At 69.9% G+C, this 25,319-nt stretch carries 23 protein-coding genes and 1 pseudogene; 13 read left to right on the top strand and 11 right to left on the bottom strand.

What is annotated here, in order from left to right; all coding sequences use genetic code 11:
• Positions 1–68: 68 nt before the first annotated feature.
• Positions 69–251: a hypothetical protein gene (locus VGP60_RS29525; protein ID WP_327551405.1), complete on the top strand. Its 183-nt coding sequence runs from the start codon at positions 69–71 to the stop codon at positions 249–251.
• Positions 252–266: 15 nt separating this feature from the next.
• On the opposite strand, the gene VGP60_RS29520 is transcribed toward VGP60_RS29525, so the two are convergent.
• The 3 genes and pseudogenes from VGP60_RS29520 to VGP60_RS41800 all read right to left on the bottom strand — a co-directional run.
• On the bottom strand, positions 267–509 hold the full coding sequence (locus VGP60_RS29520) for a hypothetical protein (RefSeq protein ID WP_327551404.1): 243 nt from the start codon (positions 507–509) through the stop codon (positions 267–269).
• Positions 397–912 (bottom strand): M1 family aminopeptidase, encoded by a 516-nt coding sequence (locus VGP60_RS41805; RefSeq protein ID WP_414640422.1) that lies wholly within the window; start codon positions 910–912, stop codon positions 397–399. The genes VGP60_RS29520 and VGP60_RS41805 overlap by 113 nt, the downstream gene beginning before the upstream one ends.
• A gap of 143 nt (positions 913–1,055) precedes the next feature.
• Positions 1,056–1,220, bottom strand: a pseudogene (locus VGP60_RS41800) (M1 family peptidase); the annotation flags it as partial.
• A 640-nt stretch (positions 1,221–1,860) separates the two neighbouring features.
• Here VGP60_RS41800 and VGP60_RS29510 point away from each other — a divergent pair.
• From VGP60_RS29510 to VGP60_RS29490, 5 genes are all read left to right on the top strand, one after another.
• Positions 1,861–2,991: a sensor histidine kinase gene (locus tag VGP60_RS29510; protein WP_327551402.1), complete on the top strand. Its 1,131-nt coding sequence runs from the start codon at positions 1,861–1,863 to the stop codon at positions 2,989–2,991.
• Positions 2,988–3,632: a response regulator transcription factor gene (locus VGP60_RS29505; RefSeq protein WP_327551401.1), complete on the top strand. Its 645-nt coding sequence runs from the start codon at positions 2,988–2,990 to the stop codon at positions 3,630–3,632. The genes VGP60_RS29510 and VGP60_RS29505 overlap by 4 nt, the downstream gene beginning before the upstream one ends.
• Before the next feature lie 73 nt (positions 3,633–3,705).
• The gene (locus VGP60_RS29500; RefSeq protein ID WP_327551400.1) at positions 3,706–4,413 is read left to right on the top strand and encodes a hypothetical protein; all 708 of its coding nucleotides are present in this window, start codon (positions 3,706–3,708) and stop codon (positions 4,411–4,413) included.
• A gap of 158 nt (positions 4,414–4,571) precedes the next feature.
• On the top strand, positions 4,572–6,347 hold the full coding sequence (gene kstD, locus VGP60_RS29495) for a 3-oxosteroid 1-dehydrogenase (RefSeq protein WP_327551399.1): 1,776 nt from the start codon (positions 4,572–4,574) through the stop codon (positions 6,345–6,347).
• Between the two features lie 285 nt (positions 6,348–6,632).
• Positions 6,633–9,905, top strand: coding sequence for a family 78 glycoside hydrolase catalytic domain (locus tag VGP60_RS29490; protein ID WP_327551398.1), 3,273 nt, complete (start codon positions 6,633–6,635; stop codon positions 9,903–9,905).
• Between the two features lie 90 nt (positions 9,906–9,995).
• On the opposite strand, the gene VGP60_RS29485 is transcribed toward VGP60_RS29490, so the two are convergent.
• Entirely contained in the window at positions 9,996–10,580 is a 585-nt protein-coding gene (locus VGP60_RS29485; RefSeq protein WP_327551397.1) for a DUF6919 domain-containing protein, read from the bottom strand.
• Positions 10,577–11,881: a hypothetical protein gene (locus tag VGP60_RS29480; protein WP_327551396.1), complete on the bottom strand. Its 1,305-nt coding sequence runs from the start codon at positions 11,879–11,881 to the stop codon at positions 10,577–10,579. Before VGP60_RS29480 ends, VGP60_RS29485 begins: the two co-directional genes overlap by 4 nt.
• A 167-nt stretch (positions 11,882–12,048) precedes the next feature.
• Here VGP60_RS29480 and VGP60_RS29475 point away from each other — a divergent pair, with 167 nt between their 5' ends.
• From VGP60_RS29475 to VGP60_RS29465, 3 genes are read left to right on the top strand one after another with little or no spacing between them, the layout of a single operon-like run.
• The gene (locus tag VGP60_RS29475) at positions 12,049–12,642 is read left to right on the top strand and encodes a hypothetical protein (RefSeq protein ID WP_327551395.1); all 594 of its coding nucleotides are present in this window, start codon (positions 12,049–12,051) and stop codon (positions 12,640–12,642) included.
• Positions 12,639–12,989, top strand: coding sequence for a transcriptional regulator (locus tag VGP60_RS29470; protein ID WP_327551394.1), 351 nt, complete (start codon positions 12,639–12,641; stop codon positions 12,987–12,989). Before VGP60_RS29475 ends, VGP60_RS29470 begins: the two co-directional genes overlap by 4 nt.
• A gap of 37 nt (positions 12,990–13,026) precedes the next feature.
• Positions 13,027–13,221, top strand: a complete 195-nt coding sequence (locus VGP60_RS29465) for a hypothetical protein (protein ID WP_327551393.1) — start codon at positions 13,027–13,029, stop codon at positions 13,219–13,221.
• A 370-nt stretch (positions 13,222–13,591) separates the two neighbouring features.
• Here the strand turns inward: VGP60_RS29465 and mftD are convergent, their stop codons facing one another.
• The 6 genes from mftD to VGP60_RS29435 form a co-directional block, all read right to left on the bottom strand.
• Entirely contained in the window at positions 13,592–14,782 is a 1,191-nt protein-coding gene (mftD, locus tag VGP60_RS29460) for a pre-mycofactocin synthase MftD (RefSeq protein ID WP_327551392.1), read from the bottom strand.
• Positions 14,782–16,257, bottom strand: a complete 1,476-nt coding sequence (mftF, locus tag VGP60_RS29455) for a mycofactocin biosynthesis glycosyltransferase MftF (RefSeq protein ID WP_327551391.1) — start codon at positions 16,255–16,257, stop codon at positions 14,782–14,784. The genes mftD and mftF overlap by 1 nt, the downstream gene beginning before the upstream one ends.
• Before the next feature lie 99 nt (positions 16,258–16,356).
• Positions 16,357–17,553, bottom strand: coding sequence for an MFS transporter (locus VGP60_RS29450; protein ID WP_327551390.1), 1,197 nt, complete (start codon positions 17,551–17,553; stop codon positions 16,357–16,359).
• Entirely contained in the window at positions 17,547–19,718 is a 2,172-nt protein-coding gene (asnB, locus tag VGP60_RS29445) for an asparagine synthase (glutamine-hydrolyzing) (RefSeq protein WP_327551389.1), read from the bottom strand. The genes VGP60_RS29450 and asnB overlap by 7 nt, the downstream gene beginning before the upstream one ends.
• 5 nt (positions 19,719–19,723) lie before the next feature.
• Positions 19,724–20,998: a hypothetical protein gene (locus VGP60_RS29440; RefSeq protein WP_327551388.1), complete on the bottom strand. Its 1,275-nt coding sequence runs from the start codon at positions 20,996–20,998 to the stop codon at positions 19,724–19,726.
• 362 nt (positions 20,999–21,360) lie between these two features.
• Positions 21,361–22,260 (bottom strand): phosphatase PAP2 family protein, encoded by a 900-nt coding sequence (locus tag VGP60_RS29435; protein ID WP_327551387.1) that lies wholly within the window; start codon positions 22,258–22,260, stop codon positions 21,361–21,363.
• Positions 22,261–22,360: 100 nt separating this feature from the next.
• On the opposite strand from VGP60_RS29435, the gene VGP60_RS29430 reads away from it, so the two are divergent.
• From VGP60_RS29430 to VGP60_RS29415, 4 genes are all read left to right on the top strand, one after another.
• The gene (locus VGP60_RS29430; protein ID WP_327551386.1) at positions 22,361–23,215 is read left to right on the top strand and encodes an ABC transporter substrate-binding protein; all 855 of its coding nucleotides are present in this window, start codon (positions 22,361–22,363) and stop codon (positions 23,213–23,215) included.
• The gene (locus VGP60_RS29425; protein ID WP_327551385.1) at positions 23,212–24,039 is read left to right on the top strand and encodes an amino acid ABC transporter permease; all 828 of its coding nucleotides are present in this window, start codon (positions 23,212–23,214) and stop codon (positions 24,037–24,039) included. The genes VGP60_RS29430 and VGP60_RS29425 overlap by 4 nt, the downstream gene beginning before the upstream one ends.
• Positions 24,036–24,788 (top strand): amino acid ABC transporter ATP-binding protein, encoded by a 753-nt coding sequence (locus VGP60_RS29420; protein WP_327551384.1) that lies wholly within the window; start codon positions 24,036–24,038, stop codon positions 24,786–24,788. The genes VGP60_RS29425 and VGP60_RS29420 overlap by 4 nt, the downstream gene beginning before the upstream one ends.
• Positions 24,789–24,900: 112 nt before the next feature.
• Positions 24,901–25,296, top strand: coding sequence for a hypothetical protein (locus VGP60_RS29415; protein ID WP_327551383.1), 396 nt, complete (start codon positions 24,901–24,903; stop codon positions 25,294–25,296).
• Positions 25,297–25,319 lie beyond the last annotated feature (23 nt).

The following is a 25,319-nucleotide window of genomic DNA, read 5'->3' as shown; positions in this document are numbered from 1 at the left end:
AGGCCCCACAGTGATCAGCGAGGAGGGACGGGGATGGTTGCTCAGGACGCCCCGGTGCCCTGACGACCGTGACAACGAAGGAACTGCTGAAGATCCACGGCATGGGCCCGAAGGCCATCCGGATCCTCGGCGAAGAACTGGCGACGAGAACCTGTCCTTCGCCGAACCGGCAAAAACGCCCTGAACAGCCGAACTTGTCGAACTCGCCGCCGGTCAGGCGCGTGGGGGTCGTGAGTGGCTACGAGTGTTAGAACACTCGTAGCCACTCACGAGCCACCCACCCAAGCCGAGCCCGGCACCCAGCCCTTTTCAGTGGGCGCGCTGTGCCAGTCGGGATGGCCGGGCATCGGCGGGGTGATCGGGCTGTAGAGCCAGTCGTGGAAGTACGCGGTGAGGTCACGCCCGGAGACCTGGTTCGCGACGTCGACGTAGTCCTGAGTGGACGCCGCCCGATCCCGGAAACGATCCACAAAGGACTGTTCGATCCGACGGAAAGTGTTGTCCCCCACTAGGGTCCCTGCCCATCGGGCCGACCTCGGTGCGCTGCTGCTGGTCTCGCTCATAGGAACTCTTGAGTTCCTGGTCCAGGTCGATGAACCCGCGAGCGGCGGCGTACCGGCGTTCGTAGTAGCGGGCGTGACCTTCGCTGAGCCACATGTCGTCCCAGGTGCGCACGGAAACGGCGTCGCCGAAGTACTGGTGGGTCAGCTCGTGCACCAGCGTCGGCGCTTCCTGCTCGGGCGTGAGCGAAAGCCCGGCGCCGAAGGTGGAGACGGTCGCCGTCTCGAGCGCGACGCCGTCGTAGCCGCTGGCGAGACCGAGGACGCCGTATCGCTCGAACGGGAACGGGCGGCCGATCTCCCCCGCCAGCCAGGCGAGCTGGCCCGGGGTTTCGCGGGCCGTGCGTTCCATCGCGTCGGTGAGCGGGGCGCCGTTGAACGGGCGAGCGCGAGATGACTGCGAACGGGCAGCCCGCCCGGACCGGTCTGGTCCACCTCCCGGAACCGGCCGACGGCGAGCTGGACCACGTCGGCCGGGATCGGGTGCACGGTGCGGTAGACCGATGTGGTGACGCCGTCGCGGGTGTCCTTGGCGATCGGCGTGCCGTTCGCGACCGCGGTGCGGTCGGCCGGCGCGGTGATCCGGAAGGTGAACCCCGCCTTGTCGCTGGGATGGTCGTTGGACGGGAAGAACAGGTGCGCGCGATCGGGCTGGCCCATCAGCGCGAACCCGTCGGGGGTGTCGACCCAGGCCTTCAGCGGCCATTCGACACCGGGCGGCAGGTGCGCACCCGGCGGAGTCGGGTTCCGCGCTCGGTCGGCGGTGTAGTCCACCCTGACGGTGAACGACCGGCGGTCGCGGATCGCTTGCGGCGGAGTGACGACGAGTTTTTCGTTCTCCTGAAGGAATCCGGCGGCCCGGCCGTCGACGGTGACGGCATGGATCCGCTGCCCCACCGAGTCGAGGCTGAACTCCGAGAGCGCCTGTGTGGCGGTGGCGCGCATGGTCACCGACGCGGGCATGGTCTCCACCCCCTCCTGATAGGTGACACTCACGTCGTAGTCCTGGGCGTCGTAGCCACCGTTCCCGAGCGCGGGGAACAACCGGTCCCCCAGACTGCGCGCCCCGGGAACGGGCTCGGCCGCGGCGGCCACCGGCACGCCGGACGGCAACGCCACCAGAACCGCTGTCATGCTCAGCAGAAGGCGGTGCATCGGTATTCCTTTCGTCGCGGGTACCACCAGCATCACCACCGGCACGGCGCTCCACATCGGACATAACTGCACGGCACCCAGTACGAAAGTCGTAGGCCCGCGGCCTCCTTTCGTCTGTGCACTGTGGACGCTCTACCGTGGTCACATGAGCGACGGGAAACGGCTCGCCTGGTGGGACGGCAAGCTCTGGGTGCTGGCGTTCGACGTGGTGTTCGCCGCTGGGATCGTCGCGTTCCCGTTCCTCGACGACCAAAAGCCGCCGCTGACGGCGCCGACACTGCTCGCCTGTGTGGTGATCTTCGCCGGCCTCCTGGTCCGGCGCCGCTTCCCGCTCGCGGCGGTGGCGATCACCCCGCTCAGCATGCTGTTCTTCCCGACCATCGAGGTGACGGTGGTCGCCTACACCGTGGCCAGCAGGCGCGGACTCAAGCCGCTCACGGCCGTCAGCGCCGTGGTGGGCGCGGTGGTGCTGGCTGTCTGGCCGGCGCGGGGCGACGGGTTCGGCTGGCAGGCTTTGACCGCGACGTTCGTCCTGTTCGTGGGGGTGCCGACCCTGCTGGGACTGTGGGTCTTCCAGCGGCGGAAGTTGCTGGAAGCGCTGCGCGGACGCGCCGAGCAGGCCGAGCGGGAACGGGACCTGCGCTCGGAACAGGCCGTGGCCGCCGAGCGCAGGCGGATCGCGCGGGAGATGCACGACGTCGTCGCCCACCGGGTCAGCGCGATCGCGCTGCAGTCCGGCGCGCTGACGATGACCGCGCCCGACGAACACACCGAACGGGTCGCCGAGGTGATCCGGAAGACCAGCACCGACGCGCTCGCCGAGCTGCGCGAGATCCTGCAGGTGCTCCGCGACGAGCGGCCCGGCGAGCCGAACCACTCGGTGCCCTCGCTGAACGCAGTCCCGGAGCTCGTCGCCGATGCGGCCGGGACCGGGCTCGCGGTCACCCTGGCGCTGCCCGACCCGGTTCCCGAGGTCACGCCGTCGGTCGGCCGTGCGGCCTACCGGGTCGTCCAGGAATCGCTGACCAACGCGGCGAAGCACGCTCCCGGGGCGGCCGTGCGGGTCAACGTGACCGTCACCGGCGAGCACCTCGTCATGGAGATCACCAACCGCCGCGGCCGGGAAACCACCACCCTGCCGGGCTCCGGCTACGGGCTGATCGGCATGCTGGAGCGCGTTTCACTGGCCGGTGGCACGCTGAAGACGGGCTGGGCCGACGGAGTCTTCCGGGTACACGCGATGCTCCCGTCATCGCCGGGCGAGGAGAGGTCATGACGGTCAAGGTCGTCCTGCTCGACGACGAGGAACTCGTCCGCAGCGGGATCAGGCTGATCCTGGAAGCCGGCGGCGGCGCCGAAGTGGTGGCCGAGGACGTCGACGGCGGCAAAATCGTCGAGCTCGTGGCCGAGTACCGGCCGGACGTGGTGCTCACCGACATCCAGATGCCGGCGGTGAACGGGCTGGAGGTCACCCGGCGGGTCACCGCCCTGCCCGACGCGCCGCCGGTGGTGGTCCTGACCACGTTCGACCTCGACGAGTACGTCTACGCGGCACTGCGGGCCGGGGCGTCGGGCTTCCTGCTGAAGGACATCCCGCCGCGGGAGCTCGTGCAGGCGGTCCAGACCGTCGCCCGGGGCGACGCGATGCTGTCGCCCCGTATCACCAAACGCCTGATCAGCAGCTTCGCCGACACCGCGCCCCGCTCCGCGGCCGCCGACCGGCTCACCGTCCTCACCGAACGCGAGCGCGAAGTCGCGCTGACCGTCGCCGAAGGCCTCAGCAACGCCGAAATCAGCAAACGGCTCCACCTGAGCGAATCCACGGTCAAAGCCCACCTCGGCCGCGTCATGGCGAAGCTGGACCTCCCGAACCGCACCCGGATCGCGATCCTGGTCCACGACGCGGGCTTGGCCTAGATGTTTCCCGGGGCCCGGCTGTGGGCATTGCACCGAGGAAGGGTTACCACGACGATCGATTGAGGTGAAGGCCATGACCCGGTCCGCGGATTCGATGAGCGAGTCGGTGAGGAGCGGGGCCCTGGGCCTGCGTGCCCTTGCCATCGAGACCGGCAAGGCTGGGGCCGAGTTGACCGCTCAGGCTGTCGAAATCGCCGAACGGAAGCTTGCCGAAGGGACCGACGAGTTCGCGAAGACGAGCCGCCGGACCCGCAAGAACTTCGCGAAGAACACGAAGACACCACTGCGGGAACTCCAGAAGAGTTCCGCCGCGACGCGCGATGAAACGGTCGCCAGGGCCGCGGAGCTGCGTGCGCCCGGCCGTAAGGCGAAGCAGGCGGCGATACTGGCCGCCAAATCCGTCGGCGACTCCAAGCGTCGTGGCAAGAAGAACTTCAAGGCGGCGAAGCGGGACTTCCGCGCCGCAGTCGCCGAGTCGAAGAGCGCGGTGAAGGGCGAGCGCCGGCAGCGTCGTCGCTGGCCGTGGCTGCTCGCCATCGCCGCCGCCGCGGGCGCCGCGGTGTACACACGCCGCTCGCGCCAGGCACCCCAGGTCGAAGCGCTGCCGCCGGAGACTCCCCCGGCCGTGCCCGTGGAAAAGCCCGTTGCCGCGGAAAAGCCGGTGCCTGCCGAAAAGCCGGTAGCCGCCCAGCCGGCTCCGAAATCAGCTCCCAAGCCGTCGCCCACACCGCACAACGGGCAGAAGGCGCCGAGCACGCCAGGGTCCCAGCGCCAGAGCTGAAACCTGACGACGAGAAAGCCCCGGGAGCATGTCACCCCGGGGCTTTCTCGCGGTGCCCTTAGGCTGTTTGCGGTACTCCATGCGGGTAGAACCTGTTCCAGTTTTGCGTCGCCGCCGGGATGATGACTTCGCCGTCCCGCCGACGCGAGGAGAAACCCATGGCCACCCGTCACGAGCCGGGCGTGTCCCGGCGTCAGGTCCTCCGCGGCACCGCTGCCGGAGCGGGATTGGCGCTGGCGTCAGGACTTTCGCTTCCCGGCAGCGCCGGGGCGGCCGATTACCCGGTCTTGGGCGAGTACGACGTCGTCGTGGTGGGATCGGGCGCCGCGGGCATGACGGCCGCGCTCACCGCGGCCAAACGCGGACTCAGCTGTGTCGTCGTCGAGAAGGCGCCGACGTTCGGTGGTTCGGCCGCGCGGTCAGGCGCGGGGATCTGGGTGCCGGGCAACCAAGTGCTGGCCGCCGCCGGCGTTCGTGACAACCCCGAACAGGCCGCCCGCTATCTCGCGGCGGTCGTCGGCGACACCGTGCCCGTCGAGCGGCAGCGGGCGTTCCTGGCGAGCGGGCCGCCGATGATCTCGTTCGTCATGACCAACAGCCCGTTGCGATTCCGCTGGATGGAGGGCTACAGCGACTACTACCCCGAACTCCCCGGCGGAATGCCCAACGGCCGCTCGATCGAACCGGACCAGCTCGACGGCAACATCCTCGGCGCGGAACTGGCCAGGCTGAACCCGCCGTATCTGGCGACGCCACCGGGGCTGGTCGTGTTCAGCGCCGACTACAAATGGCTCGCCCTCGCCGCGGTGAACCCGAAGGGCGCCGCCGTCGCCGCGGCCTGTCTCGCCAGGGGTACCGCCGCCGCGCTGGCCGGCCAGAAACCGCTCACCATGGGCCAGTCACTGGCCGCTGGCCTGCGCGCGGGACTGCTCGCGGCCGGCGTGCCCGTGCTGCTGAACACGCCGCTCGTCGACCTGAGTGTCACCGCCGGTGCCGTGACGGGAGTCGTTGTGTCCCAAGGCGGAACGCCCGGACTGATCAAGGCGCGACGCGGGGTGATCGTCGGCTCGGGCGGGTTCGAGCACAACGCCGCGATGCGCGCGCAGTACCAGCGCCAGCCGATCGGGACCGCCTGGACCGTCGGCGCCAAGGAGAACACCGGTGACGGCCACCGGGCGGGACAACGTGTCGGAGCGGCCTTCGACCTGATGGACGACGCCTGGTGGGGCCCGGCCATCCCGATCCCGGGTGATCCGTACTTCTGCCTGGCCGAGCGCACGCTACCGGGCGGCCTGATGGTCGACGCGGCGGGCAAGCGGTTCGTCAACGAAGCGGCACCCTACAGCGATGTCGTGCACACGATGTACGACCGGAACCCCACCGCCCCGGCGATTCCGGCCTGGCTCGTCGTCGACCAGAACTACCGCAACAAGTACCTTTTCCGCGACGTCGCGCCACTGTTGCCGCTACCGGCTTCCTGGTACCAGTCCGGCGCCGTCGTCAAGGCGTCGAGCGTCGACGCGCTGGGTTCGGCGATGGGCGTGCCGGCGAACTCGTTGCGCAGCACGGTAAACCGGTTCAACACCTTCGCGCGGTCCGGTGTGGACGGTGACTTCCGTCGTGGTGCCAGTGCGTACGACCACTACTACACCGATCCGTACGTCCTGCCCAGCTCTTGTCTGGCACCACTGTGGGCACCACCGTTCTACGCGTTCAAGATCGTCCCCGGTGATCTCGGCACCAAGGGCGGTATGCGCACCGACGCCCGCGCCAGGGTGCTCCGCGAAGACGGCTCGGTGATCCCCCGCCTCTACGCCGCCGGGAACGTCAGCGCCGCGGTGATGGGACACAGCTACGCCGGCGCCGGCTCGACCATCGGCCCGGCGATGACCTTCGGCTACGTCGCGGCCAACGACATCGCCGACCACCCGTAACCCTTCGCCATCTGTCGACAGATGGCGACCTCTCGCGCGCAAGACAACGCCGTGAGCCGAAGGGGCTCTCCTTAGGCCGTCCGCGACGCACGGCGGCCTGCTTTTGTTGTGGACCAACGAAAGCCTCTTGACGAACAGTGACCCAGCTCACTAGCCTTGAAAAGTCACGATTGAATCGTTTCAATCGCCCATCGCCGCGCTGCGAAGCGTCGGAGGTCCCCATGGTCCCCGCTCGTTCCGCGCTGCGCGCATTTCCTTTGACAGTCACGGAAAGCAGGTAGCGCGATGACCGCACCCCGGGTCAAAGAGGCCCCGGAACGCCCCAAGCGAGCAAAACTCGTCCTGATCGCCGTCTTGGCGGTGATGATCGGGCTGCTCGTGCCGATGCCGTCGGCCGCGGCCGACGGCGCGCTGCGGACGGGTGCTCTCACCGTCAACGACCGCATCACTCCGCTGGGCATCGGCGGGGAACAGCCGCATTTCGGCTGGACGTCCACCGCACAGCGTCGCGGAGTGGTCCAGACCGCCTACGAAGTGCGGGTCGGCAGTACGCCCGGCTCCGGAAACGTCTGGAGCAGCGGCAAAGTGGCCTCCGCCCGCCAGGCCGACGTGCCCTACGGCGGCCCAGCCCTGCGTTCGGCGACCCGCTACCACTGGCAGGTCCGGGTCTGGGACGGCGCGGGCAAGGCCGGCGACTGGAGCAAGCCCTCCTGGTTCGAAACCGGACTGGTCGGCGCGGCCGACTGGGGTAACGCCGCCTGGCTCACCGACCAGGACGCGCCACTGGGCTGGACGGACTACTCGGTCGACACCGAGTTCACCCTCAAGGCCCTCGTGATCGGCGTCTTCTTCCGCTCCCCCAACGTCAACAACGGCTACATGTGGCAGATCAGCATCGCCGACGGCACCGCCAAGCCGAAACTCCGGGTGCACACTCGGGTCAACGGTGGCTACAACCTGCTCGCCGTCGTCGACATCTCCGGCGCGATCTCGCAGGAGGCGCTCCTGTCCGGGCGGCACCACTTCAAGATCTCCGCAGCGGGTCAGACCATCACCACCGCGGTCGACGGCACGCAGGTCGACCAGCGCACGATGGGCAACTTCGCGGCCGGGACGTTCGGCTACCGGGAATCACTGGCGAATGAAGGACAGGAGCAGGCGATCATCCACCGCGCCACCGTCACCGGTGCGGACGGCACGACCCTGACCGACGTCGATTTCGCCGGCGGCCGTAACCCCTTCACCGGCGGAACCGTCGGCCCGGAGGGACTGGACCTGTCCACCAGCGCGGACGTGCTCTACACCGAGCGCACCAGTCTTCCGTTGTACCGCAAGGACTTCTCGATCCCGGCCGGCAAGAAGATCCAGGGCGCGCGCGCCTACGGTGCCGCACAAGGGGTCTACGAGCTCAGCCTCAACGGCGCGAAGGTCGGCGACCAGGAACTGGCACCGGGCTGGAGCGACTACCGCACCAGGATCCAGCACCAGACCTACGACATCGGCAAGCAACTGCGCCCGGGTGCCAACACCTTCGGCATCTCGCTGGGGCTGGGCTGGTACGCCGGTCGCGTCGGCGGCCACCAGCCGGGTGTCTACGGCTCGACGCCTTCGGTCGTGGCACAGCTGCGGATCGACTACACCGACGGCACCCACGACTGGATCCGCACCGACCCCTCGTGGCGGACCTCGGCCGGTCCATACGTCGCCGCCGACCTCCAGTCGGGCGAGACCTACGACGCCCGTCTCGAGCAGCCGGGCTGGAACCGCCCCGGCTTCGACGCCTCGAAGTGGACCGCCCCGGACCTCGCCGAGTCCGCCACCGCCAAGCTGGTACCGCAACCCGACGAGCCGGTCCGCGAGACCCAGCGGCTGGCCGCGAAAGCCCGCACCGAGCCGAAACCGGGCACCTTCATCTACGACCTCGGGCAGAACATGGTGGGTGTGACCCGGCTGCACCTGACCGGCACCGCCGGGCAGACGGCGAAGATCCGCCACGGTGAGGTCCTCAACCCGGACGGCACGCTGTACACCGCGAACCTGCGCGGGGCCGAGGCCACCGACCGCTACACGTTCGCGGCCACCGGCGCGGCCGACTACGAGCCGACCTTCACCCAGCACGGCTTCCGCTACGTCGAGATCACCGGCGTCACCGGGCCGCCGGTCCAGGACGTCCAAGGGGTCGTCTGGGGCTCGGATCTTCGCACCACCGGCACTCTCACGACGTCCGACCCGATGCTGAACCAGTTGCAGAGCAACATCACCTGGGGACAGCGCGGCAACTTCCTGTCCATTCCCACCGACACCCCGGCCCGGGACGAACGCCTGGGCTGGACCGGCGACATCAACGTCTTCTCCCCGACCGCGTCGTACAACCAGGACACCCGCGCGTTCCTGCGCAAGTGGCTCGTCGACCTGCGGAGCACCCAGCGCCCCAACGGCGACTTCAACAGCATCGCGCCGGACCCGACCGACGACGGTGGCGGTGGCGTCGGCTGGGCCGACGCGGGCATCACCGTGCCGTACGCGGTCTGGGAGGCCTACGCCGACACGGCCACCGTGCGGGAGCACTACCCGGCCATGAAGAAGTTCTTCGAGTTCGTGCGCTCGAGCGCGGGTGCCGACCTGATCGACGACGCCCGTGGCAGGTTCGAAGACTGGCTCAACCTCGATGATCCCACCCCGAGCGGCATTCTCGGCACCGCCTACTTCGCCGAGGACGCGCGCATGCTCTCGGAGATGGCACGCGCGATCGGCGAGAACGCCGACGCGGACGCCTATGCCGCGCTGTCGGCCAACGTCCGGGCCGCCTTCGCGTCGGCCTTCGTCGGCGCCGACGGCTCGGTGACGGGCAACAGCCAGACGGCGTACGCGATGGCGCTCGGCATGAACCTGGTGACCGGCGCGCAACGGCCGAAGGTCGCCGCCAAGTTCGTCGCCAAGCTCCAGGCCAGCGGTAACGCCCTCACGACCGGGTTCCTCGGCACGCCGTGGCTCCTGCCCGCGCTCAGCGGGAGCGGCAAGCTCACCGAGGCGTACGCACTGCTGTCGCGACAGGAATACCCGTCGTGGGGCTACGAGATCAAAATGGGCGCCACCACGATGTGGGAGCGCTGGAACTCCATCAACCCGGACGGGACCTTCGGCGACGCCTCGATGAACTCGTTCAACCACTACGCCTACGGTGCGGTCGGGCAGTGGATGTACCAGAACATCGGCGGTATCTCGCCGCTGGAAGCCGGGTACCACAAGTCCCGGATCGCGCCGCGGGTCGGCGGCGGGCTCACCAGCGGTTCGGGCTCGTTCGACTCGGTCTACGGCACGATCAAGTCGGCGTGGCGCAACGACGCCGGCGGGTTCCGGCTCTCCGTCGACGTCCCGGCCAACACCACCGCCCAGATCGAAATCCCGGCCACGGCGGCGAATGCCGTGACCGAGGACGGCGCACCCGCGGCGAAAGCCATGGGGGTCACCGATTCCTCGCACGGTGGCGGGGCGCTCACCATGACGGTGGGCTCCGGTCACTACGAATTCCGGGCGCCCACCGTCACGGCGGGCTGATCGTGCGGCACTGGCCGGCTGTCACCGGAGACCCCGGTTCCAGTCGGCCAGTGCCACGGGCGCACTTTGGCGAGAAAGTGCCTCGCGGCCTCAAGAACTCTGCGCGGCGACGTCGGCCAGCAGCGGCCAGAGCAGGTCGTCGCGCCCCCAGACCGGGTCGAACAGGTGCACCTGCCACGCGTCGATCAACGCTTCCAACCCGGCAAGGGAAACATCTTCGCCGTAGCTGTACTCGATGGCGTCCGGCGCCATCGCCGTTCCCAGCCAGGTGACCTCCTTGCCCCCGTCGAGCGTGACCACGGCCTGCGCCACGCTTTTGACGGCGGGCGCGAACCACAGAACGACGAGGTCGGTCGCGGCAGTGGCGCCGGCCAGGTTCCGCCGCATCCGCTCATCGCAGAAGCCACCGACTGCGGCGCGGCGCGCGCTTCCAGCGGTGAGCTGCAGGCCGGTCTGGGAGAAGTCGGTGACGAATCCCGCGCGATTGAGCGCCGCCAGCACCGGCACCGGTTCGGCGGTCTCCTCGCCGGGGGCCCGTCCGTCGCGCGCGGGCCGGTAGGTGATGTCCCCTTCCAGCCAGCGGGCTGTCAATTCGCCGATACCGGCGAGGTCGTCCACTTCGGACCACAGCGCTCGATCCGCGAGAACGGGTCCGTCTTCGTCGAGTTCCCTCACTGTGCCACTTCCCTCTCCTGGCCACCGGCCATCGGCGCGCCTTGTTCGATACGCCGCCGCCGCACCAACGCCGGCAACCACGGCACGGCACCGAGAACGACCAGCAGGGACGACAACGGCGTCCGCCACCACCACGAGATAGTCGCCGGTGGCGGGGACGGCGACGACCCCACCCACGGCCGTGCGGTCTTCGACCACGCGAGGAACGCATCGCCGATCGGCAGCAGACCGAAGGCATACCGCTTCGTCCACGGCGTGTCGACCGGTAGGCCGACCAATTCGGCATAGCCGGCCAGCGCGGCGGCGAGCGGGCCGTCGCTGTGGACCTGGGCGGCGCCGATGGTGACCGCGGACGCCGACAGGCTCACGCCGAGCGGGAGCGGGCCGGAGTCGACGTCGGCCGGACCGTCCATCCCATCGGGATACTCGCGCACGGCCGGGCCGAGACCGAGCGGCGAAACGACGTACAGCTCACGGAAGCGCAGATACTGCGCACCGGCGAAGACCGGGTCGATCTCGCCGAGGAACCGGTGGATGAGGCTCTGCGAACTTCCCCTGGCCACCTCGGCCGCGTCACCGGTGCCGGGGTCGGCCCGATGCGGAATCAATCCCGTCCGCGGATCAAGCCGCTGCCCCACCTCCTGAAGCCACCGTTCGACGGTCCCGGCGAACCGCGGGGGTGCCACGGTGTCGTGCAATCGCAGCGACGCCATCGCCACCACCGAGTCGACCGGCCACGCCTGACCGGGATACGCCTCCAGGTAAGGGGAAACCGACGCATCGAACGCCGCGCCGAGGGCGGCGGAATCCTCGGTGAAGCGGTGCAGCTCGGCCGGGTCGCGTTGCCCGGCGGGTTGCAGGCTCAGCACCCCGCCTCGCAGCCAATTGGTCCAACCGCGGTAGAAGACTGCGTACGACGGCACGAGTTCCGCGCTGAACGGCGCACGGCCGGACGGCGATTCCAAGCGTCCCAACGCATCCCGGGCCTCCCGCAGCGCCGCCGACCGCTCGCCTGCCGGTTCGCGCATCCCGATCTCGACCCAGCTCAAGCCGTACAGCACGTGCAGGAAGAAGTACCCCTCCGGGAACAGGCTCTGCGCTTCCTCACCGGCGCCCTCGTCCAGGGCTGTGCGCAGGAATTCCAGCTGCCCCTGGACGCCGGGTGGCTCGCCGGTCGGACCGGCGGTGGCGGGCGCGACCAGCCGCACTACACCTACCAACGCGCAGACGGTGATCAGCACGGCGATCACCCGTCGCGACCATCGCAGGACCTGGCGCACGGTCGGCGCTCGCTCGGGCATCCGCAGATCTTAATCAACTGAAAGGGCGACGGTTTGGCTCGCGCCAGGGTTTCCAGGGACGGTACCGGGCGTAAGGCTCGACGATTCATTCAGCCTACTGGCCCTCGGATCGGAGAGTACTCTCTGATGTAGAGTTCTCTCTCATAGTGAGAAACCGGGAGGCAACAGTGGAGACGGACCTGACGCACGAACTGGAGCGGTTACGTGCCAGGGTGCGCGCGGATCGGCGGGCGACGTCCGATCCCCTGCTGGTCTTCGGCGCGCTGGTGCTCGGTTTCGCGGTGGCCGGGCCGTTCCTCGGCGGCCTTGGCGCCGGGGGCCGTCATCTCGGCCTGCTCGTGTTCTGGCCGGTACTGACCTTCTTCGCGCTGCTCGGCCTGTGGCTGGGATCGCGGCGGCGGGCGGCCAGGGACGGCGTCGGCGAGGGCTCGCCGTCCTATCGGGCCGTGACGGCGGGATACGTGGTCGCGCAGGTGGTGATCATCGTCGTGCTCATCCCGGTGCTGTTCGTCGGCGTGTTCCTGCCGCTGGTGTGGCCCGCCGCCGTCCTGGCCGCGATCGGCGCCTGGCAGCGCAACCGGACACTGGTCCTGCTGGGCGTGGTGATCGGTGTGGCCGGCGGCCTCGAGAGCCTGGTGGTGCTACGCCTCGGCCTGCCGCCGGAGTGGGCATGGCTGCAATCGGTGGTCTACGCCTTGGCCGGTGTCGCACTCCTCACCGCGGGGCTGGTCACCCGGCGTCGCGAGCGGTACTCGCCGTGACCGCGCCGGAACCGGGCTCCCACCCGGCCCTCGAACTCGACGACGCGGTGCACCAGAAGACCCGGCTGGCGCTGCTGACCGTGCTCGACGAGGCGGGCCGGGCAGATTTCCCTTATCTCAAAAGAGTTCTGGGTCTCACCGACGGCAATCTCGGCCGCCATCTGGATTTCCTGGCCCAGCAGGGCCTGATCGAACTCACCAAGGGCTACGAGGGCCGGCGTCCCAGAACCTGGGCGGCCATCCTGCCCAAAGGACGGGAAGCGCTGGCCGCCGAAATGAAACTCCTCGCCGCACTGCTGGCCCGGTTCAACGACCGTGTACCCGGCTCACCCCCGGAAACCCCCTGACCGCCCACCGATTATTTCGACACGACTGGAGCAGCACATGAACAACGCGACCGATCTCGCCCCCTGGTGGGGGACGCTCACTCTCATCAACGCCGGTCTCGCGCAAAGCAAGGGCCGCAGTGGCTGGAACTGGTGGCTGCTGTCGCTGCTCCTCGGCCCGATCGCGACCTTCCTCATCGTCGTATGGAATCCGATCGTCAAGCCGGCCGACACCGACCGCAATTCCGGATGACCAACGCGGAAGGTCGGCCGGATTCCCGGTTCGGCCCGCCGGAAGACCGATGTGGACACCCGCCCGGGACACTTGACTCATCCGCATGAACGTGAACCTGCGCAAGACCGCGCCAGCTAACCTTCGCCATCTGTCGACAGATTGCGGTAGTTGCGGACGCGGGGTATCACGAGATGTCGACATCTCGTGGCCCAAGACTCCGAGGTCGGCCTGGTGTTCGTTAGGGTCATCCGCGTTGCGCGTCCCGTTGCGGCGCCTCGGGTGAGCTCGCGGCGGTCACGGAAGTGGCCGGGCGCAAGGGATCGAGCCTGGTCGTGAAGAACGCCAGGGCGTTGCGGGACGTGCTGCGACGCGCCGTTTAGCGCGGGACTCAGGACTGGACAGCGGTGGTATCCCCAAGCACGCGGGCGAAACCGGGCGGGATGACGAGGTCGTCCGGAGAGAGGTCGTGGACGCTGGAGTGCCCGAGACCGAGGAGCGCCGAGTCGATCCCGCCGCGCAGGATGTCGAGCACGTTCTCCACGCCGGCCTGCCCGTTCGCGGCCAGGCCCCAGAGGTACGCGCGGCCGATCATGACCGCCCGCGCGCCGAGCGCGAGTGCCTTGACGACGTCGCTGCCGCGCCGGATACCGCCGTCGAGGAGCACCTCGATCTGCTCCCCCACCGCGCCGACGACAGCGGGCAGCGCCCGGATCGACGCGGGCGTCCCGTCGAGGTTGTTGCCGCCGTGGTTCGACACGGAGATCGCGCTGACCCCGGCGTCGACGGCGCGCCGGGCGTCGTCGACGCGGATGACGCCCTTGAGCAGGAACGGGCCGTCCCATTGGTCCCGGAGCCACCGCACGTCGTCCCATGACGGCAGCGGTGTCTGCATCCACTCGCCGTACGCGCCGAAGAACGTGGGCGCGGATTCGCCCGGCACGGCCATGTTCGGCGTGGTGAGGTCGGGGATCCGGCGGCTCTTCACGAAATCGGAGAGCCAGCGCGGATGCGTCAGCGCCTCGGGGGCGTACCGGACCATGGCCTTGAAATCGATCTTCTCCGGAATCGCCGGGCTCCCCCAGTCGCGGCCGTTGGAGAACGACCAGTCCAGGGTGACGATCAGGCCGACCGCGCCGGCGGCACGGGCCCGCTCCAGCCGCTGCAGCAACCTGTCCCTCGTCCCGGCCCAGTAAATCTGGAAGAAAGTCTGCGGATTCGCCGCGACGACCTCCTCGATCGGTTTGCTGGCAAAGGAACTCAGCCCCATCGCCGTGCCGCGCGCGGCCGCGGCCCTGGCGACGGCCACCTCGCCGTCGGGGTGCACGGCCTGCACCCCGGTCGGGGAAACGAGCACCGGCAACGCGATCGGCTGGCCCATGACCGTGGTCGACAGATCGCGCTCCCCCGACAACCCGGCCACGTGCGGGGCGAAGCCCAGTTCACCGAAGGCCGCGAGATTGTCCGACAGCGTCAGCCCTTTCTCCGAGCCCGCGATCAGCGCGCCGTAGACGGACTTGGGCAGCCGCTTCTTCGCGCGTCGCTGTGCTTCCGCCACTGTTTCGAACCAGGGGTTGCCCATCAGCTGGCACCTTTCGTCGTCGCTGGGGAAGTCGGCACGGCGGCGCGGCTGACCCGGAACGGGCGCCAGGACACCTTGGGCCGCAACGGAACGGCGGTCCGGGCTCGCACGCAGCCCGCCCACACCCCGGCGCCGTAGGCCACGTCGTCCGCGATGTGGCCGAGCACGAACCGCACCGGGTCCACCGCGGGACGGGCGCTGAGCCAGGTCGTCACCGGGCGGCCGAGCAGCAGCGAAGCGATCGCGGCGCGACGGCCCCAGCGCCGGACCGGCGTCGAACCGCCGGGCACCACCAATCCGGCGGCCAGCAGGGGCGCGGCGAACTGCGTGCCATAACGGCCGACGCCGAGCCAGGTCTGGTGCACGCCGGTCCGCATCGCGCCGACGACCCCGGTCACCGGCAGGCCCGCGCGTCGCACCGTGCGGTTCATGGCCAGCACCGAAGCGGCGAAGCTCGCCCCGGCGAGGATGGGGCGGCGGGAAAGCAAAGCGAGCACGGTCAGCGTGGGCCAGGGCTGGAGTACCAGCGGAGCCATCGCGTCGGGATGACGGCGGGCGAGCGGCCCGGCGGAAGTGCCGTAATGGAACCGCCGGGTCAATACTCCTCGCCAGCTCACGGGTTCTTCGTGGTGCACCCGCACGGCCGGGTCGTAACGGACCCGCCAGCCGGCTTCGTGCAGGCGCCAGACGAGATCGACGTCCTCGCCATAGCGCAGGGCCGGATCGAACACCGCTCCTTCGCGGGCGACGTCGAGCAGCGCGGCCCGGCGTACGACGAGCGCCGCGGTGGGCACGTAGGAGACCCGGCTCCCTGGCACACAACGAGCTTCGCGATCGCCGAGGTCCAGGCTCCCGTTCGTCTCGGCGTACTGACCGGCCGAGGTTCCCGACGGCAGCGCGACGACCCTGGGGGCGACGGCAGCGACGAGCGGATCGGCGAAGTGGGCGGCCAGTGCCTCGATCCAGCCGTCCGTGGCGACGCAGTCGCTGTCGAGGAAGACGACGAACTCGGTGCGCACCTCGTCCAGCCCGGTCGCCCGCGCGGCACCCGGCCCGCCGCTGGTCGCCCGCCGGACCAGCGTGGCCGAGGAACCGGCGACGACGTCGGCCAGCGCTCGTTCGTCCGAGGAGCCGTCGTCCACGACGACGACCGGGAAGGCGCCGCCGAGCGAGGCGAGGCAGCGGGCCAGCATCGTGGGCCGGTCCCGCACCGGGATGACCACGGTGACTTCCGGCGCGACCTGCGGACCCGGTGGCCGCGGGTGGGCCAGGCCGGTGTCGGTGAGCCGCCTGGCGAGCGCCCCGGCGTTCGCGGAACGCACCGGGCCGTCCCGCAGTTCCGTCCACGCCTTGACCCCGCCGGCCGACAGGCGGAGCACGCGGGCGGGCATCCCGCCGAACAACGTGGTCTCGTCCAGCAGCTTGGTGTCGGGGTCGATCGTGAGGCGGAAGCCGGCGGGCAAGGGCACGGTCACAGCGGAAGCACCCCTTGGTCGGCCGGGCGGGCTCAGGTATTTGGCACGCAGTGCCGAATACCTGGAGATTAACGGCGCCCGGCGCCGGAATCAAGACCTCTACCCCGCCTGACGCGCCTGCGCGAGTTCGGCCCTGGCCGGTGCCCAGGTCAAGACGAACGCGCCGGCGCAGCCGAGGACGATCGCGGCGAGCAGGAACCGGTGGTCGACCGCGGTCCCCAGCGCGGCGCCGACCCCGATGCCCACCAGCTGGGCGGCGGTGACGAGCGCGCGGGCCGAGCCGAAAGCCCGCCCTTGCACCGAATCGGTGGTGTTCTGCTGGATCGCCGTGCCGAAGGCGATGAAGAACCAGGTCATGCCGATCGCGCCGATCCCCGCGCCCGCGACAGCGACCGGGGTCACCGGCACCATCAGCAAAGCCGCGGAGACCCCGAAAACACCCAGTCCCGCCGCCGCGGTGCGCACCGCGCCGAGCCGGTCCATCACCGCGCCGGCGACCAGCCCGGCCGGGATGGCGCAGGCACCTTGGGCGACGGCGAAGGTGGCGACGAAGGCCGCCGGGCGGCCGAGACCATCGGTGACCACGGCGAAAACGGCCGTCTCCAGGAAGCCGATCGTCGCGAACGCCACCATCGCCGCCCCCACCGTGCGGCGCAGCACCGGCGACCGGCGGAGATGCTTGATCCCCGCCATCAGGTCGGTCCGCGGCGACGTCGGGAGCGCCGGTGCGCGGTCCTGCCGGGGTATCCGCGCCAGGAGGATCGCCGCGCAGGCGAAGGTGGCGGCGTCGATGATCGCGACGGCGTCGCCCCCGGCCGCGGTGTAGACGAGCACGCCGATACCGGGTCCGAGGAACCGGGCGCCCTCGCTGAGCATGCGGATCGCGGCGTTCGCCCGGCCGAGCATGGGCTCGGGAACGAGATGGGGCACGAGCCCCGCTTGGGCGCTGCCGATCAGTACGAAGGCGAACCCGTACCCGAGCGCGACCAGGTAGACGACCACCACCATCGCGGTGCCGGAGGCGACCGCCACGAGCAGGACCACCGGCACCATCACCACGCTGACCGTCACCAGCACGCGCCGGCGGGAGAACCGGTCGGCGACCGCGCCGAGCAGCGGCCCGGCGAGGTTCGGGAGCAGCATGGCCAATGCGACCAGACCCGCCGCGCTGCTGGAGCCCGTTTCGTTCTTCAGCATCACGCCGAGGACGATGAGCAGCATCGTGTCACCCAGGCTGGACAACGCGTCGGCGGCGAGCAGGCGGCGGTAGCCGACGAACTTGAGCAGGGTCAGCACAGCGGTTGTCCCACCACGGTCACGAACCCGGCGCCCACCAGTTCGGCCAGCAGTTCCGACGCCGTGGCGGGCGAACACCCGACGTCGTCGGCGAGCGCGGACAACGTCGTGGCCCCGTCGATCCGGGAGAGCAGATCGGCGCATTGGCGTCCCTGCCCGCTCTGCCGGTCGAGCATGACCGGTTTCCGCCCGGTGACGGAGACGATGAGCGGCGAGAGGTCTGGGACCCGGACGTCGCCCAGCAGCAGGACTTCGTCCCGCAGCGTGAGGACGTCGTCGCCCGACAGCCCGGTGGGCTCCGGCGGCTGCTCGGTCCCGGTGACGACAACGGGAACATGACGTCGCCCACCCGGCTCGGCGTGTTCGGAGAACATCGTGTCGAGCAGGCTCATGTTCACCAGGCGCAGCACGGGTTCGGCGAACGAAGGGTCGTCCTGGAGCGCCAGCGCGCACCGCCAGACGGCGTCGTGGTCGAAACGGTCCTTGAAGGACGGATTCTCGATCGCGGCCCGCACGAGCGAGAAATCTTTCGCGGCGAGCAGGTTCACCACATCGAGTTCCAGGTACCGGGACGCGGAAGCCGCATAGCCGAACGGGGTCTTCGGCCGCAGCCGCCACTGGTCCGGAATCAGGCCTTCGACGGCGTCACGCAGCAAAGCCTTGTCCCAGAACGAAGATCCGGCCTCCGCCGCGCCGATCCCGGCGAACAGGTCGGCCACTCGGCCGCCCAGGAACGGAACCCGGCATTCCATGCCCTCCGCCGCGGTGATCCGGTCGTCGATCTGCAGGCCGAACAGGGCGAGATCGCGGATGCGCCCGTCGCGCACCGAACGGAACCACTCCTCGTCCACCGGCGCGCCACCCCCATGGCGGACAACGGGTTCGGGCAGCATCGCGTCCCAGCGGCACAGTCCGCCCGGAGCGGCCAGCCCCGCGACCATCCTGGCCATCCCTCGTCCCCGCGCGGCGAAGTCCGCCCACGACGGCTCCTGGTGGCCGCGGGCCGCGACGGTGGTGAATCCCCCGGCGACTTCGTCCGCCCCCGTGCCCGACAGCAGCACCCGCACGTTCCGCGCCGACGCCGCGCGGACGGCTTCCGACTTGAGCAGGGTGTCGATCCCGCACATCGGTGTTTCCACCGTGTACAGCAGGGAACGCCAGGCGTCGGGGTCACGGGCCTCGGCGCCCGTCGCGTCGACGACGTGCAGCGGCAGCCCGAGGTGCGCGGCCAGTGCGGCACTGCTCTGCCGATCCCCGTTGGCACGCGTCGCGGGATGGTCGATGGTGTAGCACGACGGCGTCGCCGCACGGGCACCGAGCGCGGCGATCACCGCGGAGTCGAAACCTCCGCTGAGGAGTACGGCCGGTGTGCCGTAACGGGAATCAGTGACGGCGAAGGTGTCCCTGACCGCGTCCGACAACGCCTCGCGGAGCGACTCGCGGCGCTCGCCGCTCGTGCCCGGTGCGGTCGTCAACTCTCCACAGAGGACAGTCCGGCGGCCGTCACCGGCGAGCCGCACGACCGTTCCCGGTTCGACCACCTCGACGTCCAGGAACAGCGACCGCTGCGGAAGCGGGGCCGAGGCACGGACACCGCCGATGAGCGGATCGTTCAGCGCGGTGTCCCAGTCGAAGGACGGCTTCGCGCCCGGTATCGCCAGGAACGCCTTGATCTCCGAGGCGAAGTAGGTCCGCGTGCCGTGCCGGTAGGTGTAGAGCGGCTTGATCCCGAACCGGTCGCGGAGCAGGTCCACGGTGCCGTCCGCGGAATTCCACACGACTGCGGCGAACATCCCGTCCAGCTCGGCGAGACAGCGCTGTGCGCCGACTTCCTCGACGAGGTGCGGCACAACCTCACAGTCCGACGCCGTCCGGAACCGATGTCGTCCCGAGAGGCGGTCACGCAGGCGCGCGTGGTTGTAGATGGTCCCGTTCACCGCGGCGATCCGGTGGCCGTCGGAAGACCGGAACGGCTGTGACGTCGTGTCGGCGTCCACCACGCACAGCCGGGTGAAGCCGAGCGCGAACGGGCCGTCGATCACGACGGCCGTCGCGTCGGGGCCACGGTGGGCGATCCGCCCGGTCATGGCGGCGACCCGCGACCGGCGGGCAGCCTCGGATCCGGGGTCCGCCGCACTGTCGAGAAAGCCCGCGATTCCGCACATCGGCGTCAGCTCCGCTCGGCGAGCAGCCGGTCGAGCAGTTCGTCGCCGGGCTCCAGCTCACCGGCCCAGCGCTCGACCTCCTCTATGCGCCCCAACGCGTCGAACGCGGCGATGAGGGTGCCGACGACGGTGTTGCGCCGGATCAGGCTGATACCGCCGGTCAACTCGCGCGCGGCTTCCTGGAGCGGCGCGATCGCCTCTTCGTACCGCCCGAGCCGGAACAGTCCGAGGCCGAGCAGGCTCAGCGCTTCGGGAAGCGAATCACGCTCGTCGGTCCGGCAGAAACCCACCAGCCGCACCATCTCCCGCACCGCCGCGGCACTGGTCGCCGGATCGGCGAGCCGGGTGCGGGCCCAGTTCTGGCAGACCTGCACGTAGTAGCGCGAACCGATCTGCCACGGGTACCCGGTTTCCCCCTGTGCGGAGCGGAGAACGAGCTCGCGCGCCCGGTCGATGCGCTCACCGGCGAACCCGCGGTCCCCGGCTTTCATCGCCCGGTACGCGTCCAGGTTCGTCAGGAGCGCCTCGCCGAGTGCTCCCGCCGCGTCGCCGTAGCTCGCGGACAACGTCCGCACCGAATCCCAGGCCCGTTCCCGTACTTCGTCCAACCTGGCGCCGTCGAGCCGTTTCACCTCGGCGGTGAGAGCGCGCAGCAGGACGAAATAGCGGTCCCACGCTCCGGTCATCCGATCCGCGGCGGCGTCGAACAGGCCGCGGCACCGCTCGTCGCCCACCACCGCGAAGGCGCACGCGGCGTGCAGGACGAGGAACGCGGCGGTGCCGGTGCGCGCCAAGCCGGGCTCGCTCTCCGCGACGGCGGCGCTGACTTCCACGGCGTCGGCCTGCGAGCCGACTCCGTCGACATACTGCGCGATCGTGTGCGTGACGACCTGGTGTTCCCCCGTTTCGAGCCAGCGACGCGCCCATCGGCGATGGTCGAACGCGGGCCTCCCGGTGACACCGGCACGCTCCGCGAGACCGCGACTGAAGTGGTCGAACGTCTCCAGCGGTGCGACCGCTTCCCACCGCTGTTCGACGGAGGTGCGCCCGAGCAGCGCGTTGACGGCCTGCTGTACTTCCCGGCTTGGCCGCAGGCCGATCTCGGTGACCCATTTCGCGTAGGGCGCGACCCGCGCGTCGAAGTCGGCGCTGCCGATCAAGGACGAAACGGTGAGCCGCTCGGCCAACCGGGGCTCGGCCGACTCCAGCAGTGCGGCCGGCTCGCGGTGCGGCCAGAAAACCTGGAACGCGGGCGGCGCGTCCTTCTTCGGCAGATACATGATTCGACTCCGTCCGGGACCCGGGCGCAGCCGGTGGTGCGGAAGGCCGGGGTCAGCCCCCGGCTCTCCACACCACCGGCCCGACCGGCTAGTGGTTCCAGCCGCTGTCCGAGCGCTCGCGCCAGGCCGACTCGTTGGCCATCGCCTGCTTCACCGCTTCGACCACGGCCTGCTGTGCCTCGTTCATGTCTGTTCCTCCTCCCCTGTCCCGCTCGACCGCCGTCCCGGCGGATCGAGGTTGTCCGGGAACACTCGCAGCAGCCGCTATGCATTCGCTAACGAGCGGCTAACCTCGTGCGGCGGCGGAGTTTCCGGGCAGGGGAAAACCAGCTCCCGACCAAGGAACTCGCGTGCCGAAAGGATCAGGCGTCGGCCCGGCGGCGAGTGCTGCGAGCGGGTTCGATCCGGGCCAGCAAGAGGAGGAACGCGACCACGATCAGCGTGCTGAACACCGTGGCGGCGGCACCCGCGGCATGGAAGAGCGCGGACTGGTGTTCGAGCGCGTCGGAGACCGGTCCGACCGCGGCCACGATGGTCCAGACCACGTAACCGAGCAGCGGGATCACCGCCAGCAGAACGGAAAGCACCCGTCGACTGGGCAGCGGCATCCACACCCCGGAGCGCCGGATGAGCACCGCGAGACCCGCGCAGGCGACGCCGAGCGCGAGCAGGTTCCCGCCGAGGGTGTCGCTGAGCCGGTGCCAGCCGACGGTCATCGTCATCTCCGCGATGCCGAGGACGAAAACGGAACCCACCAGCGCGGTGGCGCCGCGCCAGGCGTACGGGACCACGATCAGCAGGCCGAGCAACGCCGACATCGCCATGGCGACATGTCCGCTCGGGAAGCTGTTTTCCCGGCTCATCGGGTCGACGACGAGCGGCGGCCGGGTGAACACCCATCGCACCAGCACCCGGTCGACCCCGGCTGTCACCACGATGACGGCCGCACCGAGGAGCGCGAGCGCCGGACGCCGGCGCAGCAGGCTGACGACCAGGACGAGGACGACGACCGCGGCCATCGCGTACTCGGTGAGGTAGGCCAGCCACGACCTCGCCCGGAGCACCGGCGGCGTGTCGAGCAGCGCGGGAGCGCCTTTCAGGACGTCGAACTCGAACGCCTGGCCGGCGCGCGTCCAGACGAACCCGAAGTAGACGGCGGTCAACCCGACCACGCAACCGGCCGCCGCCCCGGCCAGTACCCGGCTCCGCCGCCGTCCCGATATCGCCGGGGCAGCGGTGAGCAGTTCACTCGTCTCGCTCATTGCCTGATTGTATTAACCGGCCGGAGCCGTTCCCCATGACCATCACGCCACGGTTTGGCCGACACCACCGCGTTTGCCGGCAGGCACCATAATCACGCGCATGCTGAAGAAGAAGGCCGTCATGGCCGCCATGGCGCTGCTGGCCGTCTCCGCCTGCGCGCCCGTAGACGAGACCCCCACCGCGGCCGGACCGGCCACCGGCGCCGCGTGCGGCAAGGACAAGCTGGCCACGCTGACCGCCGGGAAGCTGACCTTCGGCACCGACGAGCCGGTCTACCAGCCGTGGTTCGTGGACAACAAGCCCGAGAGCGGCCAGGGCTTCGAAGCCGCTGTCGCCTACGCCCTGGCCGGGAAACTGGGCTACGCGCCCGCCGACGTCGTCTGGACGCGGGTGCCGTTCAACGCCGCGATCCAGCCGGGCAAGAAGGCCTACGACGTCGACGTCAACGAATTCTCGATCACCGACGAGCGCAAACAGGCCGTCGACTTCTCCTCGCCCTACTACGACGTCGCCCAGGCCGTCATCGCGCCGAAGAACTCCCCGGCCGCCGCGGCCAAGACCCTCGCCGAGCTGAAGAAGGTCAAGCTCGGCGCGCAGGTCGGCACCACCAGCTACGACGCCGCGCAGCGGGTCGCACCTGAGCAGCAGGTCGCGGTCTACAACACCAACGACGACGCCAAGGCCGCGCTCGGCAACGGCCAGATCCAGGCCCTCGTGCTGGACCTGCCGACGGCATTCTACGTGACGTCGGCCGAGCTGCCCGACGCCACCATCGTCGGGCAGCTGCCGCGGGGCGACGGCAAACCGGAGCAGTTCGGCCTCGTGCTGGACAAGGGCAGCTCGCTGACGCCGTGTGTGTCCGGGGCTGTCGACGGGCTGCGTTCCGACGGCACGCTCGCGAAGCTCGAACAGGAGTGGCTCACCACCGCCGGCAACGCCCCCGAGCTGAAATGATCAGTGACCTGCAGCGGGAACGCCTGGCCTACCGGCGTTCCCGCTCGCGCCGATCCGTACTGGTCGCCTTCGCCTCCACCGTGGTGTTCGCGGCCGTCGCGGTGCTCGCGGTCACGAACTCGCCCGGCTGGCCACGGGTACGGCAGTCGTTCTTCAACGCCGAGGTCGCGTGGCGCACCCTGCCCGCGCTGCTGGACGGGCTCTGGCTGAACCTGCGCGTACTCGTGGTGTGCGAGGTGCTGATCCTGGTGCTCGCGCTGGGCATCGCCGTGCTGCGCACGCTGCGCGGCCCGGTGTGGTTCCCGGTCCGCGCGCTCGCGACAGGGTACGTCGACTTCTTCCGCGGGCTGCCGCTGATCATCTGCCTGTACCTGATCGGGTTCGGCCTGCCGGGCCTGCGGCTGAGCGGGATCCCGAACGACCCGGTGCTACTCGGCGGGATCGCGCTGGTGCTGGTCTACTCGGCCTACGTGGCCGAGGTGTTCCGCGCCGGCATCGAGTCGGTGCACCCGTCGCAGTTGGCGGCCGCCAAGTCGCTGGGCCTCGGCCACGCCAAGACGATGCGGATCGTGGTGCTGCCACAGGCCGTGCGCCGGGTGCTTCCGGCGCTGCTCAACGACTTCGTCGCGCTGCAGAAGGACTGCGGCCTGATCTCCGTGCTGGGCGCGGTCGACGCCGTCCGCGCGGCCCAGATCACCGCGTCCACTTCCTACAACTTCACCCCGTACGTGGTGGCCGGGCTGCTGTTCGTGCTGCTCGCGATCCCGTCGGGACGGCTCGCCGACTGGGTTTCACGCCGGGCGACGAACAGGCAGGGAGCATGACCGTGGAGCCGGTGCTGAGCGTGCGGGGGCTGGTCAAGTCCTACGACGGGAATCGCGTGCTCGACGGCGTCGACCTCGACGTCGGCGAGCACCAGGTCGTCGTCCTGATCGGCCCGTCGGGTTCGGGCAAGTCGACGCTGCTGCGTTGCGTGAACCTCCTCGAAGACCTCGACGACGGCCGGCTGCTGCTCGACGGCGACGACATCAGCGACCCGCGCCACGACGCCGGCAAGGCACGGCGGCGCATGGGCATCGTGTTCCAGGCGTTCAACCTGTTCCCGCATCTTTCGGTACTGGACAACATCACCCTCGCCCCGCGCGAGGTGCACGGCGTGCCACGCAAGGAAGCCACCCAGCGCGCCCTCGACCTGCTGGACCGCGTCGGCCTGTCCGACAAGGCGAACAGCTACCCCGACCGGCTCTCCGGCGGGCAGCAGCAACGTGTCGCGATCGCCAGGGCACTGGCCTACGAGCCGCGTCTGCTCCTGCTCGACGAGATCACCAGCGCCCTCGACCCCGAACTGGTCGGCGAAGTTCTCGCACTCGTCCGCGAACTGGCCGGGCAGGGCGGCACGATCCTGATGGCCACCCACGAGATGGGCTTCGCCCGGCAGGTCGCCGACCAGGTCGTCTTCCTGGACCACGGCGCCGTCGTCGAAACCGGGCCACCCGAGCAGGTCCTCGGCGACCCCCGCCACGAACGCACCCGCCTTTTCCTGCGGCGCGTCATCGACGCCGGGCGGATCTAGGTCTCGTACCACCACTAAACGGTCCATTGTGGATATTGACGACTTTCCCCCTGTCGCCCAAAGGAAATCGCGAGGATACTGGCGATGACGACTACTCCGGGAAAGGATGGTCATGCGAGAGGTCACCTTGACGCATCGAGAATGCGTCAAACTCATCGGCTCACCGGAGCGCGCCCGCTACGGCATGGTCTCCGTCGACGGGCGGGAGCCCCGCCGGCTCACCTGCCTCATCGTCGGGGACGGGGATCTGCTCATCGACCTCGATCGGGAGAGACCGATCGAGCGCCCGATAGCCGGACGACCCATCGCCGTCGAGTTCACCCACCATGACCAGCGCGGGAACGGCGGCTGGACGGTGACCGGCCTCGGCCTCGCCCGGCCCATCCGCGACGGGGACAAACCGATCCCCATGCCCTACACGACGCTCACCGTCGGCGCCTTCGAAACCGGCGTCCGCGTCTGTATCGCCAGGTTGACCGGCCGCCGGACGCGGCCCACGCAAATCTGAGCCGTCCTGCACCGAACCCCACG

This window comes from Amycolatopsis sp. (assembly GCF_036008905.1).
Taxonomy (GTDB): domain Bacteria; phylum Actinomycetota; class Actinomycetes; order Mycobacteriales; family Pseudonocardiaceae; genus Amycolatopsis.
The sequence above is the reverse complement of the archived record's forward strand: the minus strand, read 5'-3'. Positions and strand labels throughout refer to the sequence as shown.

What these genes read in the sequence shown, in the direction of transcription:
- VGP60_RS29425 (WP_327551385.1), top strand. Translation starts at nt 23,212, where the DNA reads ATGATCAGTGACCTGCAGCGGGAACGCCTGGCCTACCGGCGTTCCCGC.
- VGP60_RS29510 (WP_327551402.1), top strand. Translation starts at nt 1,861, where the DNA reads ATGAGCGACGGGAAACGGCTCGCCTGGTGGGACGGCAAGCTCTGGGTG.
- VGP60_RS29465 (WP_327551393.1), top strand. Translation starts at nt 13,027, where the DNA reads ATGAACAACGCGACCGATCTCGCCCCCTGGTGGGGGACGCTCACTCTC.
- VGP60_RS29415 (WP_327551383.1), top strand. Translation starts at nt 24,901, where the DNA reads ATGCGAGAGGTCACCTTGACGCATCGAGAATGCGTCAAACTCATCGGC.
- mftD (WP_327551392.1), bottom strand. Translation starts at nt 14,782, where the DNA reads ATGGGCAACCCCTGGTTCGAAACAGTGGCGGAAGCACAGCGACGCGCG.
- asnB (WP_327551389.1), bottom strand. Translation starts at nt 19,718, where the DNA reads ATGTGCGGAATCGCGGGCTTTCTCGACAGTGCGGCGGACCCCGGATCC.
- VGP60_RS29430 (WP_327551386.1), top strand. Translation starts at nt 22,361, where the DNA reads ATGCTGAAGAAGAAGGCCGTCATGGCCGCCATGGCGCTGCTGGCCGTC.
- VGP60_RS29500 (WP_327551400.1), top strand. Translation starts at nt 3,706, where the DNA reads ATGACCCGGTCCGCGGATTCGATGAGCGAGTCGGTGAGGAGCGGGGCC.
- VGP60_RS29440 (WP_327551388.1), bottom strand. Translation starts at nt 20,998, where the DNA reads ATGTATCTGCCGAAGAAGGACGCGCCGCCCGCGTTCCAGGTTTTCTGG.
- VGP60_RS29480 (WP_327551396.1), bottom strand. Translation starts at nt 11,881, where the DNA reads ATGCCCGAGCGAGCGCCGACCGTGCGCCAGGTCCTGCGATGGTCGCGA.
- VGP60_RS29505 (WP_327551401.1), top strand. Translation starts at nt 2,988, where the DNA reads ATGACGGTCAAGGTCGTCCTGCTCGACGACGAGGAACTCGTCCGCAGC.
- VGP60_RS29435 (WP_327551387.1), bottom strand. Translation starts at nt 22,260, where the DNA reads ATGAGCGAGACGAGTGAACTGCTCACCGCTGCCCCGGCGATATCGGGA.
- VGP60_RS29420 (WP_327551384.1), top strand. Translation starts at nt 24,036, where the DNA reads ATGACCGTGGAGCCGGTGCTGAGCGTGCGGGGGCTGGTCAAGTCCTAC.
- kstD (WP_327551399.1), top strand. Translation starts at nt 4,572, where the DNA reads ATGGCCACCCGTCACGAGCCGGGCGTGTCCCGGCGTCAGGTCCTCCGC.
- VGP60_RS41805 (WP_414640422.1), bottom strand. Translation starts at nt 912, where the DNA reads ATGGAACGCACGGCCCGCGAAACCCCGGGCCAGCTCGCCTGGCTGGCG.
- VGP60_RS29490 (WP_327551398.1), top strand. Translation starts at nt 6,633, where the DNA reads ATGACCGCACCCCGGGTCAAAGAGGCCCCGGAACGCCCCAAGCGAGCA.